General features: G+C 66.6%; 20 protein-coding genes. 16 read left to right on the top strand and 4 right to left on the bottom strand.

Going from position 1 to position 17,244, the window contains the following annotated elements; genetic code table 11:
* Positions 1–32 precede the first annotated feature (32 nt).
* Positions 33–413 carry a hypothetical protein gene (locus tag H261_RS05810; protein WP_008615391.1) on the bottom strand — a complete coding sequence of 127 codons (381 nt, stop codon included), beginning with the start codon at positions 411–413 and terminating at the stop codon, positions 33–35.
* Between the two features lie 147 nt (positions 414–560).
* On the opposite strand from H261_RS05810, the gene H261_RS05805 reads away from it, so the two are divergent.
* The 3 genes from H261_RS05805 (at position 561) to H261_RS05795 (ending at position 2,099) form a co-directional block, all read left to right on the top strand.
* The gene (locus tag H261_RS05805; protein WP_008615389.1) at positions 561–977 is read left to right on the top strand and encodes a bacteriohemerythrin; all 417 of its coding nucleotides are present in this window, start codon (positions 561–563) and stop codon (positions 975–977) included.
* Positions 978–1,063: 86 nt separating this feature from the next.
* Positions 1,064–1,501, top strand: coding sequence for a hypothetical protein (locus H261_RS05800; protein ID WP_235062875.1), 438 nt, complete (start codon positions 1,064–1,066; stop codon positions 1,499–1,501).
* Positions 1,502–1,598: 97 nt separating this feature from the next.
* Positions 1,599–2,099 (top strand): copper chaperone PCu(A)C, encoded by a 501-nt coding sequence (locus tag H261_RS05795; RefSeq protein WP_008615387.1) that lies wholly within the window; start codon positions 1,599–1,601, stop codon positions 2,097–2,099.
* Positions 2,100–2,106: 7 nt separating this feature from the next.
* Here the strand turns inward: H261_RS05795 and H261_RS05790 are convergent, their stop codons facing one another.
* A complete protein-coding gene (locus H261_RS05790; RefSeq protein WP_008615386.1) occupies positions 2,107–2,697 on the bottom strand; it encodes a TlpA disulfide reductase family protein in 591 nt (196 codons plus the stop codon).
* A gap of 2 nt (positions 2,698–2,699) precedes the next feature.
* Complete coding sequence (locus tag H261_RS05785; protein WP_008615385.1) at positions 2,700–3,317, bottom strand: SCO family protein; 618 nt, start codon at positions 3,315–3,317, stop codon at positions 2,700–2,702.
* Between the two features lie 299 nt (positions 3,318–3,616).
* On the opposite strand from H261_RS05785, the gene nosZ reads away from it, so the two are divergent.
* From nosZ to H261_RS05720, 13 genes are all read left to right on the top strand, one after another.
* Entirely contained in the window at positions 3,617–5,791 is a 2,175-nt protein-coding gene (gene nosZ / locus H261_RS05780; protein WP_235062874.1) for a Sec-dependent nitrous-oxide reductase, read from the top strand.
* Positions 5,792–6,045: 254 nt separating this feature from the next.
* Complete coding sequence (locus H261_RS23245) at positions 6,046–6,660, top strand: c-type cytochrome (RefSeq protein ID WP_008615383.1); 615 nt, start codon at positions 6,046–6,048, stop codon at positions 6,658–6,660.
* Between the two features lie 58 nt (positions 6,661–6,718).
* On the top strand, positions 6,719–7,474 hold the full coding sequence (locus tag H261_RS05770; RefSeq protein ID WP_008615381.1) for a c-type cytochrome: 756 nt from the start codon (positions 6,719–6,721) through the stop codon (positions 7,472–7,474).
* Between the two features lie 100 nt (positions 7,475–7,574).
* A complete protein-coding gene (locus H261_RS05765; protein WP_008615380.1) occupies positions 7,575–8,255 on the top strand; it encodes a hypothetical protein in 681 nt (226 codons plus the stop codon).
* Positions 8,256–8,293: 38 nt separating this feature from the next.
* Entirely contained in the window at positions 8,294–9,757 is a 1,464-nt protein-coding gene (gene nosD / locus H261_RS05760; protein WP_008615379.1) for a nitrous oxide reductase family maturation protein NosD, read from the top strand.
* Positions 9,750–10,514 (top strand): 4Fe-4S dicluster domain-containing protein, encoded by a 765-nt coding sequence (locus H261_RS05755; protein ID WP_008615378.1) that lies wholly within the window; start codon positions 9,750–9,752, stop codon positions 10,512–10,514. The genes nosD and H261_RS05755 overlap by 8 nt, the downstream gene beginning before the upstream one ends.
* On the top strand, positions 10,514–11,476 hold the full coding sequence (locus tag H261_RS05750; RefSeq protein ID WP_008615377.1) for a NapH/MauN family ferredoxin-type protein: 963 nt from the start codon (positions 10,514–10,516) through the stop codon (positions 11,474–11,476). The genes H261_RS05755 and H261_RS05750 overlap by 1 nt, the downstream gene beginning before the upstream one ends.
* A gap of 60 nt (positions 11,477–11,536) precedes the next feature.
* Positions 11,537–12,382: an ABC transporter ATP-binding protein gene (locus H261_RS05745; RefSeq protein WP_008615376.1), complete on the top strand. Its 846-nt coding sequence runs from the start codon at positions 11,537–11,539 to the stop codon at positions 12,380–12,382.
* Positions 12,383–12,393: 11 nt separating this feature from the next.
* The gene (locus tag H261_RS05740; protein ID WP_152426726.1) at positions 12,394–12,903 is read left to right on the top strand and encodes a hypothetical protein; all 510 of its coding nucleotides are present in this window, start codon (positions 12,394–12,396) and stop codon (positions 12,901–12,903) included.
* Positions 12,903–13,730, top strand: coding sequence for an ABC transporter permease (locus tag H261_RS05735; protein WP_008615373.1), 828 nt, complete (start codon positions 12,903–12,905; stop codon positions 13,728–13,730). Before H261_RS05740 ends, H261_RS05735 begins: the two co-directional genes overlap by 1 nt.
* A complete protein-coding gene (locus H261_RS05730) occupies positions 13,727–14,458 on the top strand; it encodes a class I SAM-dependent methyltransferase (RefSeq protein ID WP_008615372.1) in 732 nt (243 codons plus the stop codon). The genes H261_RS05735 and H261_RS05730 overlap by 4 nt, the downstream gene beginning before the upstream one ends.
* Positions 14,455–15,402, top strand: a complete 948-nt coding sequence (menA, locus tag H261_RS25965; RefSeq protein WP_008615371.1) for a 1,4-dihydroxy-2-naphthoate octaprenyltransferase — start codon at positions 14,455–14,457, stop codon at positions 15,400–15,402. The genes H261_RS05730 and menA overlap by 4 nt, the downstream gene beginning before the upstream one ends.
* Entirely contained in the window at positions 15,399–16,256 is an 858-nt protein-coding gene (locus H261_RS05720; protein WP_008615364.1) for a bile acid:sodium symporter family protein, read from the top strand. Before menA ends, H261_RS05720 begins: the two co-directional genes overlap by 4 nt.
* On the opposite strand, the gene H261_RS05715 is transcribed toward H261_RS05720, so the two are convergent.
* Positions 16,246–17,244 (bottom strand): MDR family oxidoreductase, encoded by a 999-nt coding sequence (locus H261_RS05715; protein WP_008615363.1) that lies wholly within the window; start codon positions 17,242–17,244, stop codon positions 16,246–16,248. The genes H261_RS05720 and H261_RS05715 overlap by 11 nt on opposite strands.

Below are 17,244 nucleotides of genomic sequence, written 5' to 3'. Positions count from 1 at the left end.
GGCCGGGGAGCAAGGATAAGGTGAATTACGGATCAGGCCGGGGGCGGGGGCAGGGCGATGCGCACCGGAAGTCCTTCCTGCCCTTCCTGCAGCGCCGCCCGCGACAGCAGGGTGCTGACGGCGTCCATGGCGGTGTCCACCGACCAGCGGATCTGGACTTCGCCCGTCTGGTTGCCGTGGGCCACCGCTTCGGGAAGGATACTCTTCTGCAGGAAGGCGGCGAAGCCGGCCAAGGCCCGGGCGGTCAGTTCCAGGCGATTCCCCGCCACCTCGAACTCCGCCCCTTGCTCCACCGTGCCGGCGATGCGGCGCAGCACCGCCATCATCTCCGCCGTCCGCGCGTCCTGGGCGGCGGCCTCGGTCTTGGCGGCGACGAAGCGGAGCATGGCGGAAAAGAAGGCATATGAAGACATGGCTATGACTTTCGGTGCATTATTATAGGTCGATAGGGTGTGCTTGACTTTGAACTGTCATTGTTCGGCAGCAAAGCGTCACAGACTGGTGTTTGTTCGTTCCTGAACTTCGCGGGACTATGGTCCGGTACCTCCGTGGGGGCGAACATGGTTGCGAGCTACAGTATCGGACATCCGGATCTGGACGGCGACCATGATCGCATGGTCGCCGCGTGGCGTGAACTGGAAGCCAGCCGCACGTTGGAGGCGGCCAAGGCGGCGGCGTCCCGCCTGATGGCCGAGGCCAGCGGGCACTTCGCCCGCGAGGAGCAGTTCATGGCCCAGTGCGGCTATCCCGATCTGGCCCGGCACAAGGCGTTGCATATGGAAATGGCCGCAGCGCTCCGTCATGTACTGTTGTTGCCGCTGTTGGGCAAGGGCGGGCATGAGGACTTCGTCCTGGCCATGCGCAGCCTGATGATCAAATGGGTGATGGCCCATATCCTGGGCGAGGATTCCAAGCTGGCGCCCTATGTTCGGGCCCAGGCGGGTTCGACCCGCCGCGCCGCGACCGGCCGGCGCTGAGGCCGGCATTTTCTCAGACTTGATCTGCGTCAATGCCCGCTGCCGCCGGGCATGCGTTCCTGGAGGCGACCCCGAGGAGGACCGCCTTGCGCTTCGTCCACGCCGCCCTGTCCAACCTTCGCATCGGCAGCCGCCCCATGGCCCGGCTGCTGGCGGTGGCGTTGGTGGCGGCCGGCTTCGTCTTCCAGGGTCTGATTCCCGGTCTTGATCTGGCGTTCAGGGGGGAAACCCTGCTGGTGACGCTGGCCGCGCGGACCGGCATCTGCCACGCATCGCCTGCGGGCGGAACCGAGCGTACGGCGGTTCCCTCCCCCATGGGCGAGCCGGGGCAGTCGGAAAGCCACGGATGCTGCCTGGTGTGCCAGGCCGCGTCGCCGGCGAAAGGGGCATTGCCGTCCCCAACCTTCAAAGTACCCACCGCAGGTACGGCAGGGCTTCGCATCGCCGCGACCGCTTCGTCACACATGGACGGGCAGGCATCCCACCACCACTTCGCCCGTGGGCCCCCCGTCGCGGCGGCTTGACGTCGCCCTTCGCCTCCCTCGATATATCCGACCTTCACCTTCCGCCGTCCCCGGAGCTGGGGATGGTAACGCCCGATTACTGCCCGGAGTTTCCCTGATGAAGTCTTTCGCCGTTGCCGCCGCCCTGTTGCTGGGCCTGTCCGCCGCCGGCGGTGCCGCCGCCGCCGATATCGAGGTGGCCAATCCCTTCATGCGCGCCGCCCCCATGGCCGGCGGAACCGGCGCCGCCTTCATGACCATCAACAACCACGGCGGCGCCGACCGCCTGCTGTCGGCCGAGGCCGGCATTTCCAAGAGCGTCGAACTGCACACCCATGTGAAGGACGGCGACATCTACCGCATGCGCAAGGTGGAATCCCTGGCGGTGCCCGAGCACGGCTCGGTGGCCCTGAAGCCGGGCGGCGACCACATCATGTTCATCGGTCTCAACGCCCCGGTGAAGGAAGGCGCCACCGTGCCGGTAACCCTGGTCTTCGAGAAGGCTGGCAAGGTGCAGGTGCAGGTGCCGGTCCAGGCGCCCGGCGCCATGGCTCCCGGTGGCATGGCTCCCGGCGGCGCCATGCCCGGCGGCATGATGCACCACGGCGCCAAGCCCTGAACTCCGCTTAGGGCGCCGTTCCCATCCTGACCGGGGGCGGCGCCATGTCCGGCGTCGGGCGGGTTCCCGCCGCCAGGGTGTCCAGCAGGCGGGCGGCGGGGACGCCGTCCCACTCGGCCGCGCCGATGAAGCGGGCGACTTCGCGGCCCTGCGCGTCGATCAGCAGGGTGACCGGCAGGGCGGGGGCGTCCAGCTTTTCCGCCGCCACGCGGTTCTCGTCGGTGCGGATGTCCAGATTCTTGATGCCCAGGCGGGCGAAGGTGTTGGCCACCGCCACCTTGCCGCTGCGGTCCAGCGACAGGGCGACCAGGGCGACGCCCTGGGCGTCGAGGGCGGGCTTCAGCCGGTCCAGCGCCGGCAGTTCGGCGACGCAGGGCATGCACCAACTGGCCCACAGATTGAGCAGAACCGGCTTGCCCTTCAGGGTGTCCAGCCCGGCGGGCCTGGATTCGGCGTCGCGGATATCGATGGCGGCCACCGGCCGGGGCTGGTCGTGAATGACCAGGCCGCGCTGCCCCCTGGGGGCGGCCAGGGCGGGGCGGGCGGCCAGGGCGCCCCCAAGGGACAGCGAGGCCAGGATGAAGGCGCGGCGCTTCATGCCTATTCTCCCGCCTTGACCGGAGCGAGGTAGGAACGCACCCGGTCGGCCACCCGGTCGGGGGCGGACATGTGCGGCATCTTGGCCAGGAAATTGCCCTCGCGGTCCATGATGTAGATGGAGGCGGAGTGGTCCACGGCATAGGCCCTGGAATCGTCGCCCTCGGGCTTCTGGCGCTCGTAGCGGACCTTGAAGTTGCGGGCGGCGGCGGCCACCTGCTCGGGCGTTCCCGACAGGCCGGTGATGTCGGGGAAGGCGTTGAGGTATTCCTTCAGGTGGGCCGGAGTGTCGCGCTCGGGATCCACCGAGATGAACAGCGTCGCCACCTTGGTCCGGTCGGCGCCCAGATGGTCCAGCACCACCGACAGGGTGTTGAGCACGGTGGGGCAGATGTCGGGACAGAAGGTGTAGCCGAAGGTGACCAGGCGGATTCTGCCCCGGTACATCTCGTCGGTGACGGTCCGCCCGTTCATGTCGGTGAGCAGGAAACGGCCGGAAACCCGGGCTTCCTCGCTGGCCTTGGCGGCCGGTACCACCGCCATGCAGATGAGAAGAGTGAGCAACAGCCGCCGCATGTCCGTCGATTCCTTATCCTTGTGACGCTCCTTGATGCCGCTCATCACGGCATTTGGGAAGCGCGATCATAGCCCGGCGGCCATGCCGGGTGCGCGCGGAATTTACACGGGGTTTCTTGACGAAAGTTAAGGCTTTTGCGCCCCCCCGGTCCCATCGTCTTCGGCGAAGGTTGGGTAACATTCGTTTAGTTTCAACAATTCAAAAGGTGGGGAAGATGACGAGAAGCCGCAAATTGGCGACTCTGCTCGCTACTGTCAGCTTTGGCGCCCTTGTGGCCAGTGCCGCCACCGCGGCCGAGTCGCTGCAGGACGTGATGAAGCGCCGTGGCCTGACGGAAAATGACATGCTTGCCGCCGCGAAGACCTATCATCCGACCGGCAAGCTCGATGAATTCATGGTGTTCAGCTCGGGCGGCCAGAGCGGTCAGGTGATCGTCTACGGCGTGCCTTCGATGCGCATCCTGAAGTACATCGGCGTGTTCACCCCCGAGCCCTGGCAGGGCTATGGCTACGACGACGAATCCAAGGCCGTGCTGAAGCAGGGCTCCGAGGTCCAGGGCCGCACCGTGCTGTGGGGCGACACCCACCACCCGGCGCTGTCCGAGACCAACGGCGAGAGCGACGGCCAGTGGCTGTTCATCAACGACAAGAACACGCCGCGCATCGCGGTCATCGACCTGCGTGACTTCGAGACCAAGCAGATCGTCCAGAACCCGATCGTGCAGTCCGAGCACGGCGGCGCCTTCGTCAGCCCGAACACCGACTACGTGATCGAGCCGGCCCAGTACGGCGCCCCGCTGGGCGGTGAATTCGCTCCGCTGGAGCAGTTCAACGAGAAGTATCGCGGCGCGACCACCTTCTGGAAGTTCAACCGCGAGCATGGCCGCATCGAGCCCGAGAACTCGTTCTCCCTCGAACTGCCGCCCTACAGCCAGGATCTCTCCGACTTCGGCAAGGGCCCGTCGGACGGCTGGGCTTTCGTGAACTCCTTCTGCACCGAGCGCTATGTCGGCGGTATCGAGCGCGGCCGTCCGCCCTTCGAAGCGGGCTGCTCGGCCAAGGACCACGACTACCTGCACGTGATCAACTGGAAGAAGGCCGCCGAGCTGGTCAAGGCCGGCAAGGCCAAGAAGATCAACGGCCACAACGTGCTGTCCATCGACACCGCCGTCAAGGAAGGCATCCTGGTGCTCGTTCCCGAGCCCAAGAGCCCCCACGGCGCCGACGTCACCCCGGACGGCAAGTACGTGACCGTCTCGGGCAAGCTGGACAGCCACACCACCGTCTACGACATCGCCAAGATCGAAGCGGCTATTGCCGCCAAGACTTTCGCGGGCAAGGACGAGTACGGCATTCCGATCATCGCCCTGGAAACCGTCGCCCACAAGCAGGTGGCACTGGGCCTCGGCCCGCTGCACACCCAGTACGATTCCAAGCCCTGCGTCGCGTACACCTCGCTGTACGTGGATTCCATGGTTGCCAAGTGGGACTATTGTGAAGGCAAGGTGCTGGACAAGATTTCCGTCCACTACAACATCGGCCACCTGATGGCCATGGAAGGCGATACCGCCAAGCCGAAGGGCAAGTACCTGATCGCCCTGAACAAGCTGGCTATCGACCGCTTCGCCCAGGTCGGCCCGCTGCATCCGCAGAACCATCAGCTGATCGATATCTCGGGCGACAAGATGCAGCTGCTGTACGATATGCCGCTGCCGCTGGGCGAGCCCCACTACGCGGTGGCCATCGCCACCGAAAAGCTGAAGACCAACGTCCGCTATCCGTTCGGCACCGATTCCCGCACCGAGAAGAAGTCGCCGTTCGCGGTTCGCCCCGGCCAGGAGCGCATCGAGAAGAAGCCGGGCAAGGTCGAAGTGTTCGGCACCGTGATCCGCTCGCACATCACGCCGGAAATCATCGAGGCGAACGAGGGTGACGAAATCACCGTCCACCTGACCAACCTCGAGCGTGCCCAGGACGAGACCCATGGTTTCGCCATCTCCAAGCACAACGGCAACCTGTCCATCGAGCCGGGCAAGACCGCCTCGCTGACCGTCAAGGCCAACAAGGCCGGCGTGTACCCGTACTACTGCACCGAGTTCTGCTCGGCGCTGCACCTTGAGATGGAAGGCTACCTGCTGGTTCAGCCCGCCAACTACAAGGCGACGGGTGCCAAGGCCAAGGAAGGCCAGGTCTACGGCCAGAAGGACTACGACACCCGCGTGAAGGCCAACAACGACACCCAGGCCGTCATCAACAGTGTCGTCGGCTACATCACCAGCGTGAACTTCAAGGACTTCCCGCAGGTCGTGGCCATGGTCGAGGACGCCACCGAGCAGCTGGGCTATGCCGAGCAGAACAAGAAGAAGTCTGAAGAGTTCGCCGCCAAGGGCGACTTCAACAGCGCCTTCCTGTGGGCCGAGCAGTGGTTCCAGTATCAGGTGAAGGCCGCCGACATCGGTCTGCGTGCCAAGACCTTCCTGGAGCAGAACGGCGCCAAGAAGGTGGAAGCCGCCAAGTAAGCGGTTCCGTTACGGCCGGGGCGGGTCCGCCCGCCCCGGATGCCGCATGAAGATCAGGCGGGGTGGGCTTGCCCGCTCCGCCTGTTTTTATTGAAATGAGGGGCCGGCGTGACCGACGTCACTCAGGCGTCTCGAAAAATCCGATGCTTAACCAAAGTCATGGGGATGATCGCGTCCCACGCGTAGTTTTCGCGCAAATTCGAGGGCAGGCATGGCCCCGTCCTCGGTCGTACCGAGCCTGGAGAGGATCCGACATGTTCAAGACCATCAAGCGGCAGCTTCCCGTCATGGCCCTGGCCGCCGCCTTCGGCGCCGTTTCCTTAGGGTCCGCGCTGGCCGCCGATGGCAAGGCGCTCTATGCCGACAAGGGCTGCGCCGCCTGCCACGGCGAGGATGCCAAGACCCCGCTGCAGGAAGGCTTCCCCAAGCTGGCCGGCCAGAACTCCGACTACATGCTGAACCAGATGAAGGACATCAAGTCCGGCGCCCGCACCAACGGCCAGAGCGTCGATTCCATGAAGCCCATCGTGGAAGACCTGGCCGAGGCCGACATGAAGGCCATCTCCGACTATCTGGCCAGCCTGAAGGAGGCTCCGGCCGCCGTCGCCGCCCCGGCCGCGCCCCATCCGGGCAAGACCCTGTTCCTGACCAAGACCTGCGTCGCCTGCCACGGCAAGGAAGGCAAGAAGCCGCTGCCCGGCTATCCCGCCATCGCCGGCCAGGACAAGGCCTATATCCTGGCCCAGACCAAGGACATCAAGACCGGCGCCCGCACCAACGGCAAGGCCAACGCCATGCAGCCTGTGATGCACTTGGTCAATGACGACGAAATCGCCCAGATTGCGGATTACTTGTCCACAGTCAAGTGAGGCCGGGCCGGGCCGCGCTAGTGTGCGGCCCAGTTCGCTAGACCCTGGAGATAGAACTATGTTGAAGCTTAAGCACAGCCTGGCCGCCATGGCCGCTGTTTCCGCCCTTCTCATCGGTGGCGCGGCTATCGCTGCCGGCGGTGCTGTTCCGACCAAGGGCAAGTCCCTGGGCGAGGAAGGCTATCAGTGGCATGCCGGCGGCGGCGAGGAGGACGAGGCCCTCAAGCTGAAGCCCGACCTGAAGAACGGCCGCGAGGTCTATGAAGTGTGCTCCGCCTGCCATCAGATGGAGGGCTGGGGCCTGACCGACGGCACCTTCCCGCAGCTGGCCGGCCAGCACCCCAAGGTCACCATCAAGCAGCTGGCCGACATCCGCGCGCTGAACCGTGACAACCCCACCATGTACCCCTTCGCCCTGCCGTCGCAGATCGGTGGCCCGCAGGCCATCGCCGACGTGGCCGCCTACATGGCCGCCCTGCCCATGAACCCCGAGCCCGGCGTCGGTGACGGCAAGGATCTGGCGCACGGCAAGAAGCTGTACGAAGAGAACTGCACCCGCTGCCACGGCGCCGACGGCGCCGGCGAGAACGACAAGTTCTATCCCCGCATCCACGGCCAGCACTACTCCTACCTGCTGCGCCAGTACCAGTGGATCAAGGAAGGCAAGCGCCGCAACGCCAACCCGGACATGATGAAGCAGATCCAGACCTTCTCCGACCGCGACACCAAGGCGGTGCTGGACTACACCTCGCGCCTGAAGCCCCCGGCCAAGATGATTGCGCCCAAGGGCTGGAAAAATCCTGACTTCCAGTAGATTTTTCTGATATAAGGTGGACACTGGGCGGCGTCCGGATTTCGGTCCGGGGCGCCGCCCTCCCTCCGATCCACCTGACCAGCCAACGGGGTTGAATTCCATGGCCAACAACAACAGCAAGAGCAAGCCGGCGCTCGTGCGAATCCTGACCGTGATCGGCATGCTTCTGATCGGCGGTGCGTATTTCTCGCCCATCTGGTGGGTGGCGCTGAAGGCCCCCAACTATCCGGCCGAGACCTTCCCCGACGGCATCCGCATCCACTTCCACATGAACGGCGTGTTCAACGGCTGCACCAGCCAGGACAAGCCCAAGGATTCCAAGGCAGCCAAGAGCGCTGCCTGGGGCGACGAGGAAGGTGGCCTCGACTGCGTCGAGGAAATGAACGTCATCAACCACTTCATCGGCATGGAGCCCATCGAGGTGGGCGCCAAGTACGAGATCAAGGCGGCTCCCTACCTGTTCTCCCTGGTCGGCGTGATGCTGCTGGCCTTCCTGTTCTATGCCGGACCGTTCTGGTGGGTGCTGCCGCTCTCGGGCATCGTCATTCCGGTGGCCTTCGTCATCGATTATTCCGCCTGGCTGTGGTGGTTCGGCCACAATCTGCGGTCCTGGGCGGCCTTCTCGGTCAAGCCCTTCATGCCCACCGTGTTCGGCGAGGGCAAGGTGGCGCAGTTCGGCACCTTCTCCTATCCCCATTACGGCTTCGGCCTGCTGGTGGCGGCGTCGTTGTGCCTGATGGTGGCGCTGCTGCTGCAGCGCAAGGCGCTCAAGTCGGAATAGTCCCGTTCGCAACCCGACAAGGAGCGGAGACGAGGTCCATGGTCGCGTGGTTCAAGACCTATTCCAAGTCTAGACTGACGTCCCTGGCCGTCGTCTTCGCCGCCGGGCTGTCCACCGCCTCGGCGGCGCCCCAGGGGCGGAACGAGGAGCCGCTGCTGGACTCCTCCCTGATCCAGGCGCTGATCGATATCGCCCAGCCCGGCCAGGTGATCACCCCGCCGCCCGGGCGCTACAAGTCCCATCTGGTGGTCAGCAAGCCGGTCATCTTCGACGGCAAGAACCAGGTGACCCTGGACGGCGAGGGCACCGGTTCCGTGCTGTGGATCAAGACCAGCGGCGCCACGGTGCGCAATTTCCACATCACCAATTCGGGTCCCAGCCACGCCCAGCAGGATGCCGGCATTCAGGTGCGCGGCGACGACAACGTGGTCGAGGACATCCGGATGGACAACGTGCTGTTCGGGTTCAGCCTCGAACAGTCCCAGCGCAATACCGTCCGCAACAACAAGGTCCAGGGCAAGAAGATCAGCCTGGGCCGGCGCGGCGACGGCATCAAGCTGTGGTACTCGCACCATAACCTGGTCGAGAACAACGAGTTTACCAGCGGGCGCGACATCGTCTTCTGGTATTCCAACCACAACCGCTATGTGGGCAACCGCCAGAGCGGCGGGCGGTACGGCCTGCACCTCATGCAGGCCCAGTACAACATCGCGGAAAGCAACTACTTCTTCGACAATTCCACCGGCATCTCCATGATGTACGACACCGGCGACGAATTGCGGAACAACGTCATCGCCAAGGCGGTGGGGGCCCAGGGCGTCTGCGTCTCGCTGAAGGAAAGCAGCGACGTGGTGATCGAGAACAACGATATTCTCTATTGCTCCCAGGGCATCTCCATCGACGTCGCCCCCTACGAGCCCGATACCCGGAACCATATCCGCGGCAACCGCATTGCCTACAACGACATCGGCGTGGCCTTCCTCAACGACTGGAAGGACAACGAGCTGACCGGCAACCTGTTCACCGGCAACATCACCGAGGTGGCGGTCTATGGCGGCGGCAGCGCCAAGCGCAACCTGTGGGACGGCAACCGCTGGGAGGATTACCAGGGCTTCGACCGCGACGGCAACGGCGTCGGCGACAAGCCGCACCGCCTGTACACCTATGCCGGCCGGGTGTGGATGGACGTGCCCAACACCCGTTTCTTCAAAGGCACGCCGCTGCTCGAGGTGCTGGACTTCCTCGACCGTCTGGCGCCGTTTTCCGAGCCGGTGATGATGCTGGAGGACAAGCATCCGCTGGTGGCTTCCGACGCCAAGGTCCGGGCCGGATCGACCCTCGACGCCACCGAGGACCTGGGCCGCAACGCCGACCGGCCCAAGCCGGCGGGCGAGACGCCGGTGGCTCATGAAAAGGGGTCCGGGCCGGGAGGCGCCGCCAGCGGCCGTCGCGGCTCGCTCGAACCCCAGCGCGGCCCCATCGGGAGCAAGAACGATGAGTGAAGAGGACGCGGCCCCCAAGCCGCCACCGGTACCCCACGCCAACAACAAGACGCGGCGCATGGTGATGCGGTCCATCGCCATGGGCGGCGCGGTGGTCGGCGCCTCGCTGTTCGGATTCTTTCCGGTGCTGCGCAAGTGGACGCCCCGGCTGCGGCCGCCGGGCGCCATCGCCGAGGCCGATTTCCTGGCCGCCTGCATCAAGTGCGGCCAGTGCGTGCAGGTCTGCCCGGTGCGCGCCATCTATCTCGGCGACCTGGACGAGGGTTTCGGGGTGGGGGTGCCCTACATTCCCGCCCGCGACCAGGCCTGCGACTTCTCGTGCGACGCGGTGCAGTGCGTCCTGGCTTGCCCGACCGGGGCGCTCTCCCACACGGTCAGCAAGAAGGAGGAGGTCCGCATGGGCCTCGCCCGCCTGGACCGTCCCAATGCCTGCTTGGCGCGCAAGGGCGAGGGCTACAAGGGAGCGGCGCGGCCCGCCCCATTCAAGGGCGTCCACCGCTATCCCGAGATCGACCGCTGGAAGCCGGTCAAGCTGGCCGAGTACAAGTACGATCTGGAGCTTTGCGACCTGTGCGTCCGCGAATGTCCGGTGCCCAACGCCATCAGCCTGGAGCCCATGAGCAAGGACCCCGCCGACAAGTGCAAGACCCCGGTGGTGCATCAGGCCTGCGTCGGCTGCGGCATGTGCGAGATGATCTGCCCGACGGAGCCGGCCTCCATCGTCATCGACATCCGGCGCAAGTGGGGAGACGCGTGATGAAGCTCCTCACCTCGCTGAAGATCATGCTGGGCGCCGCGCCCCAGCGCCCGGCCAGCTACACCCCCGAGGCCCTGGCCATGCAGGAGGCCAAGCGGCAGGTCAAGGGCCCCGAACGGGCCCGCCAGATCCGGGAAGCCCACGCCGAGAAGCATTCCAACAAGTGGCGCAATATCCGCTGGGCGACGCTGATCACGGTCAACATGATCTTCGTGCTGTCGTTCGGCTTCGACGTGCAACTGGTCGAAGGCTCGCTGACCGCGTCGCGGGTCATCGGCTTCCACTTCGCCGACCTCAATTCGGCCATCCAGGTGATGCTGGCCTACAAGGTGATCCTCATCAACCTGGTGATCGGCACCGGCACGGTGCTGTTCCTGTGGTGGCTGCTGGGCGGGCGCACCTTCTGTTCCTGGACCTGCCCCTACCACCTGCTGGCCGAGATCGCCGAGAAGGTCCATCTGGCCCTGGCCAAGCGCAAGATGGTGGTGGACTATCCCCTGCACCGCGGATCGCGCAGCGTGCTCTACGTGGTGTTCGCCCTGCTGGCGGTGGTCAGCGGCTATACGGTGTTCGAGTCCATCTCGCCCACCGGCATCGTCAGCCGCGCCCTGATCTACGGGCCGGGGCTGGCCATGGTCTGGGTGCTGGGCCTCCTGGCCTACGAGATCATCTTCATCCGCCGTATGTGGTGCCGCTACATCTGCCCCATCGGGCTGACCTATGGCTTCGTCGGCGCGGTGTCGCCGCTCCGGGTGACCTACAACATGGAGAATTGCCTGAACGAGGGCGATTGCCGCAAGGTCTGCCTGGTCCCCCACGTGCTGGAATGCACCAAGAAGACCTATGCCGAGGACGTCAACGTCGCCATCGGTGCCGATTGTACCCGTTGCGGCCTGTGTATCGACGCCTGCCCCACCGGCTCGCTGAAATTCGAGGTCAAGGGACTGAACAAGCTGTTGTAGTTTGAAGCCGCCCCCGGAGTTGGGCCGGGGATGGCGAGGGCAAGAGGACATGCAGCGGGAATGATCGTTTTCGAGAACGTCTCCAAGACCTTCAAGCGTCATCGGGTGCTGGACGGCGTCAGCCTGTCCATCGACAAGGGCGAGCGGATCGCCCTGGTGGGCTCCAACGGCGCGGGCAAGACCACCCTGATCCGCTGTCTGCTGGGCGAGTACCTGCACGAGGGCAAGGTCACCGTCAACGGCGTGCCGCCGCGCGGCAACCGCAAGACCGTGCTGTCCCATGTGGGCTTCGTGCCGCAGATTCCGCCGCCGCTGAAGATGCCGGTGGGCGAGTTGGTCAACTTCTCCGCCGCCGTCTGCGGCTCGGACCCCGAGCGCATCATCACCATGGTGCGCGAACTGGGCCTGGACTGGGACATGGTGCGCTCGCGTCCCTTCGTGAAGCTGTCGGGCGGCATGAAGCAGAAGATGCTGATCGGCATCGCGCTCGGCCGCGATTCCGACCTGCTGATCATGGACGAGCCGGCCGCCAACCTGGACCCCGAGGCACGGCACATCTTCTTCCACCTGCTGCACGAGCGTAAGGACAACGCCGTCATGCTGATCACCAGCCACCGCCTGGACGAGGTGGCGGCCCTGGTCAACCGCGTGGTGGAGATGGACCAGGGCAAGGTGGCGCTGGACGACCGGGTGGCCGACGACGTGGAAATGACGGCGCGCCTCGACTGCGTGGTGCGCCTGACCCGGGCCGAGCCCGCCTTCGCGCGCGCCATGGGCGACTGGCATTTCAGCGCCGAGGAGGGCGGCCAGGCCTGGCGCGGCGTGGTCAACGGCCCCGACCGCCTGCGCTTCCTGGGCGTGCTGGCCCGCTATGCCGGTCTGGTGGCCGGCATCGAGATGAAATAGGAGCCGCTGCCATGTGCGAGCATCACGGCCAGCATCATAAAATGAACCGCCGCCGCTTTCTGGCCCTGGTGCCGGGCATGGTGGTCGCGGTATCGGCCTGCGGCCAGCAGACCACCGGCCCCGTCGAGATCAAGTGGGGCCGCGAGACCTGCGAATATTGCGGCATGATCATCGACGACCCCCATTTCGCCGCCCAGGTGCGGGGCAAGGACGGCAAGGTCCGCAAGTTCGACGACCTGGGCGACGCGGTGCTGTGGATGGCCAAGCAGGGCTGGGCCGACGACGGGACGGTGGAATTCTGGGTGGGCGGCGTCGAAAGCGGCAAGTGGCTCGACGGCCGCAAGGCCTTCTACATCGACGGCCAGCACACCCCCATGGCCCACGGCTACGGCGCCGTGGACGCGGGCCGGGCCGGGGCCGCCGATTATGCCGCCATGAAGAACGCCGTGCTGGCCCGCGGCTCCACCAGCCGCTGCGAGCCCTCGGAGACTCCCTCGAACCCCACGACGCGAGACGGCTGATGAACGCGCTCTATCTCACCGCCCGGCTGGACATCGCGGAATCGCTGCGGTCCCGCTGGTTCATGTTCTATTCCATCGTGTTCGGCGGCATCGTGATGCTGCTGTTCATGTTCGGCCTGACCGAATCCCGCATCCTGGGTTTCACCGGCCTGTCGCGCCTGCTGGTCACCTATATCCAGCTGTGCGTCGCCATCCTGCCGGTGTTCATCCTGATCACCACGGTCCGCTCGGTGGCCGGCGACCGCGACGCCGGCGTGTTCGAGTACATGCTGTCCCTGCCGGTGCCGCTCTACGCCTGGTTCTGGGGCAAGATGATCGGCCGCTTCGTGGTGGTGTTCCTCCCGGTATTCGGCGCCATGGCCCTGGCGGCGGTCTATGCCATGGTGCGCGGCATCGGGGTGGATTGGAGCCTGTTCGTGCTCTACACCGCCCTGCTGGTGGCGCTGGCCTGGGCCTTTCTGGGGATCGGCATGCTGATCTCCACCCTGGCCAGGACCCCCGACGTGGCCCAGACCGGGGCCTTCCTCACCTGGCTGGTGCTGCTGCTGTTCCTCGACCTGATCCTGCTGGGCCTGATGATCCGCGAAAGGCTGCCGCTGGAACTGATCGTCGGCATCGCGGTGGCCAATCCGCTGCAGAGCTTCCGTACCGCCGCCATCCTGCTGTTCGATCCGCAGATGGTGGTGCTGGGGCCAAGCTCCTACGTCATCCTCGACGCCCTGGGCCGCAGCGGCTATCTTACATTCGCACTTGCTTATCCAGTGGCGCTGGGCACCCTCAGCGCCGGGATCGGCTATTTCCTGTTCAGGCGGGGTGACCTTCCTTGACCACGTCGTTGTCGGGTACGTTCGGTTTCCAGTCGGTCAGCCCCGAGGAGCGCGAGACGCGCATCCGCGCGGTGTTCAACGCCGTGGCGCCGCGCTACGACCTGATGAACGACGTGATGAGCTTCGGCATCCACCGCCTGTGGAAACGGGAGATGGTCAAGGTCGCCCGTCCCGGCGCCGGGCAGTTGATCGTCGATCTGGCCGGCGGCACCGGCGACGTGGCCCGGCTGCTGGCCGCTCCCGACCGCCGGGTGATCGTCTGCGACCCCTCGCCCGAGATGATGGCGGTGGGGGAGAGGCGGTGCCGGGGGCTGGGCATCCAGTTCCTGGAGGGCAAGGCCGAGGCCATGCCGTTCGAGACCGGTTCGGTGGACACCCTGACCATCGCCTTCGGCCTGCGCAACGCCACCAGCCCGGAAGCGGCTCTGGCCGAGATCTTCCGGGTCCTGAAGCCGGGCGGCTGGTTCGTCTGCCTGGAATTCTCCCGGCCCTGGGCGCTGATCCGCCCGTTCTACGACGCCTATTCCTTCCATGTGATTCCGCGCCTGGGCGCCTGGATCGCCCGCGAGCCGGCGGCCTATGCCTATCTGGTGGAATCCATCCGCCGCTTTCCCGATCAGCGCGAGATGGCCGGGCTGATGACGGCGGCCGGTTTCGGGCGTGTCGGCTGGCGCAACCTGTCGGCGGGCATCGCCTGCCTGCATTCCGGCGTGAAGCCCGCGTCATGAAGCTCGATTCCGGCCAGCCCGAAAAGCCGTCGCTGGTCATCGATGGGCAGCATTCCAGCCGCGCCGACCAGCCGCCGGACGGCTGGCGGCTGTGGCTGCTGGCCATCCGGCCCAAGACGCTGACCATTTCCGTGGCCCCGGTGATGACCGGCAGCGCCCTGGCGTTCGCCGATACCGGCGGCCTCGATCCGCGCCCCTTCGCCGCCTCGCTGCTCGGCGCCCTGGCCATCCAGGCCGGCACCAATCTCTACAACGACGTGGGCGACGCGCTGCGGGGCGGCGACCAGCCGCTGCGCCAGGGGCCGCCGCGCGTCACCGCGCTCGGCTGGGCGACGCCCGAGCGGGTCAAGCGCGCCGCCCTGGCCTGCTTCGCCCTGGCCGCCCTGGTCGGTCTCTATCTCGTCTGGCTGGGCGGCTGGCCCATCGCCGTTCTGGGGCTGGCCTCGCTGCTGGCCGGCTGGGCCTATTCCGGCGGCCCGCGACCCATCGCCTATACCCCCACCGGCGAAGCCTTCGTCATCGCCTTCTTCGGCATCGGTGCGGTGGGCGGGACCTATTACCTGCAGACCCTGTCCCTGACCGGTCAGTCGATCATGGCCGGTCTCGCCATGGGGGCGGTAGCGGCGGCGGTGCTGCTGGCCAACAATTACCGCGACATGGAGCCCGACCGTCTGGCCGGGCGCCGCACCCTGGCCATCCGCATGGGGGTCGAGGCGTCCAAGGCGGCCTACGGCCTGCTGCTGCTGCTGCCCATCGCCGTGCTGGCCTCGCCGCTGGGGCCGAAGGGCGGCTGGCTGTGCCTGGGGGCGCTGCCCCTGGCCCTGTGGCTGATTCTGCGTTTCGCCACCCGGGCCAGGGGGGCGGCCTTCAATGCCATCCTGGCCTCGACGGCGCGCTTCCAGCTGGTGCTGGCGGCGCTGGTGTCCCTGGGGGTGATGCTGTGATCACCCAGGCCGCCCTGCCGCTGGCGCTCGCCTTCATCATGTTCGCCATGGGCCTGACCATGGACGGGCGCGACTTCAAGACGGTGTTCGGCCATCCCCGGGCCATGGCGGTGGGGCTGGCGGCCAAGCTGGTCCTGCTGCCCGCCCTGGGACTGGCCCTGGTGCTGGCCTGGAAGCCCGAGCCCGATTTCGCGGTGGGCATGATCCTGCTGGCCGCCTGCCCGGCGGGGGTGACCTCGGCCCTGCTGACCCATCACGCCGGCGGGCGCATCGCCCTGGCCGCCACCATCACCGCGCTGACCTCGCTGGCCGCCACGCTGACGGTACCGCTGCTGGTCAATGTCGGCCTCGCCCTGTTCGCCGGCTATGACCGGTCGGTGGAGATTCCGGTGGCCAAGATGACGCTGGGCATCTTCCTGGTGGATACGGTGCCGCTGGCCCTGGGGCTGGGCATCCAGCGGCTGTGGCCGCGGGCGGCCGCGCGCCTGGGCCGGGTCGCCCGGCCGGTGGCCACCCTGCTGTTCGCCCTGATCGTGGTCGGCGCCTTCGTCAGCCAGCGCCAGGCGCTGATCGACCATGTGCACGACGTGGTGCCCGCCGCCCTGGCCCTCAATCTGGCGGCCATGACCGGCGCCTGGATGCTGGGCGCCCTTGCCCGGCTGGAACTGGCCGACCGCATCGCCGTGGTGATGGAGAACGGGTTGCAGAACGGGGCGCTGGGCATCTTCGTGGCGGTGACGCTGCTGGGCAACCCTGCCATGATGGTGCCCAGCATCGTCTACGCCTTCGTCATGAACCTCACCGCTTTGGCCTTCATCTGGGCGGTGAAGCGGCGGCGGGTGGTCACCGGTTAGGGTCCACCACCACCCGGCCCTTGACGTCCCCCTTGAGGATCCTGGCGCCCATCTCGGGCAGATCCACCAGACGGATTTCGGTGGTGAGCTGATCGAGCTTGTCCAGCGGCAGCAGTTCGGCCAGGCGCTTCCAGGCGACCATGCGCTTGGGCTTGGGACACATCACCGAATCGATGCCCAGGATGCTGGCGCCGCGCAGCAGGAAGGGCAGCACGGTCAGGCTGAACTCGATGCCGCCGGCATTGCCGCACGACGCCACGGCGCCGCGCATGCGCAAGCTGGCGACGGTGTTGGCCAGCGTGGCCCCGCCGACGGAATCCACCGCCGCCGCCCAACGCTCGGACAGCAGCGGCTTGGCCGGCGGCGCGCCGACCTCGGCGCGGTCGACGATGGAGGCGGCGCCCAGCGAGCGCAGATACTCGCCCAGGCTTTCCCGTCCCGTCGAGGCGGCCACGCGATAGCCGAGCCTGGAGAGAAGCAGCACGGCGACGCTGCCCAGACCGCCGGCGGCGCCGGTGACCAGCACCTCGCCCTCGTCGGTGGTCCGCAGCCCGTGATCCTCCAGCGCCATCACCGCCAGCATGGCGGTGAAGCCGGCGGTGCCCACCGCCATGGCCTGCCGGGTAGTCAGCCCGGCGGGCAGGGGAACCAGCCACTCGGCCTTGACGCGGGCCTTGGCGCCATAGCCGCCCCAATGGGTCTCGCCCACCCGCCAGCCGGTGAGGATCACCTTGTCGCCGGGCTTGAACTCGGGCGAGGACGAGGCTTCGACGGTGCCGGCGAAATCCACGCCGGGAATGTGCGGGTACTTGCGCACCAGCCGGCCCAATCCGTTGAGGATCATGCCGTCCTTGTAGTTGAGGGTGCTGTAGTCGACCTTGACCAGCACCTCGCCCTCGGGGAGGTCGGATTCGGCCAGCCTGCGGATGGAGGCGGTTACCTTGCCGTCGGTTTCGTCAAGCATCAGGGCGGGAAAGTCGCTCACCAT

The sequence above is a fragment of the Paramagnetospirillum caucaseum genome (genome assembly GCF_000342045.1).
GTDB classification, from domain to species: Bacteria; Pseudomonadota; Alphaproteobacteria; order Rhodospirillales; family Magnetospirillaceae; genus Phaeospirillum; species Phaeospirillum caucaseum.
This window is presented reverse-complemented; position numbering and strand designations above follow the sequence as displayed.

Coding starts and splice junctions, on each gene's coding strand:
- H261_RS05740 (WP_152426726.1), top strand. CDS start 12,394: ATGTGCGAGCATCACGGCCAGCATCATAAAATGAACCGCCGCCGCTTT.
- H261_RS05755 (WP_008615378.1), top strand. CDS start 9,750: ATGAGTGAAGAGGACGCGGCCCCCAAGCCGCCACCGGTACCCCACGCC.
- H261_RS05770 (WP_008615381.1), top strand. CDS start 6,719: ATGTTGAAGCTTAAGCACAGCCTGGCCGCCATGGCCGCTGTTTCCGCC.
- H261_RS05795 (WP_008615387.1), top strand. CDS start 1,599: ATGAAGTCTTTCGCCGTTGCCGCCGCCCTGTTGCTGGGCCTGTCCGCC.
- H261_RS05715 (WP_008615363.1), bottom strand. CDS start 17,244: ATGGTGAGCGACTTTCCCGCCCTGATGCTTGACGAAACCGACGGCAAG.
- H261_RS05750 (WP_008615377.1), top strand. CDS start 10,514: ATGAAGCTCCTCACCTCGCTGAAGATCATGCTGGGCGCCGCGCCCCAG.
- H261_RS05810 (WP_008615391.1), bottom strand. CDS start 413: ATGTCTTCATATGCCTTCTTTTCCGCCATGCTCCGCTTCGTCGCCGCC.
- H261_RS05790 (WP_008615386.1), bottom strand. CDS start 2,697: ATGAAGCGCCGCGCCTTCATCCTGGCCTCGCTGTCCCTTGGGGGCGCC.
- H261_RS05745 (WP_008615376.1), top strand. CDS start 11,537: ATGATCGTTTTCGAGAACGTCTCCAAGACCTTCAAGCGTCATCGGGTG.
- nosD (WP_008615379.1), top strand. CDS start 8,294: ATGGTCGCGTGGTTCAAGACCTATTCCAAGTCTAGACTGACGTCCCTG.
- H261_RS05785 (WP_008615385.1), bottom strand. CDS start 3,317: ATGAGCGGCATCAAGGAGCGTCACAAGGATAAGGAATCGACGGACATG.
- nosZ (WP_235062874.1), top strand. CDS start 3,617: ATGCTTGCCGCCGCGAAGACCTATCATCCGACCGGCAAGCTCGATGAA.
- H261_RS05805 (WP_008615389.1), top strand. CDS start 561: ATGGTTGCGAGCTACAGTATCGGACATCCGGATCTGGACGGCGACCAT.
- menA (WP_008615371.1), top strand. CDS start 14,455: ATGAAGCTCGATTCCGGCCAGCCCGAAAAGCCGTCGCTGGTCATCGAT.
- H261_RS23245 (WP_008615383.1), top strand. CDS start 6,046: ATGTTCAAGACCATCAAGCGGCAGCTTCCCGTCATGGCCCTGGCCGCC.
- H261_RS05735 (WP_008615373.1), top strand. CDS start 12,903: ATGAACGCGCTCTATCTCACCGCCCGGCTGGACATCGCGGAATCGCTG.
- H261_RS05765 (WP_008615380.1), top strand. CDS start 7,575: ATGGCCAACAACAACAGCAAGAGCAAGCCGGCGCTCGTGCGAATCCTG.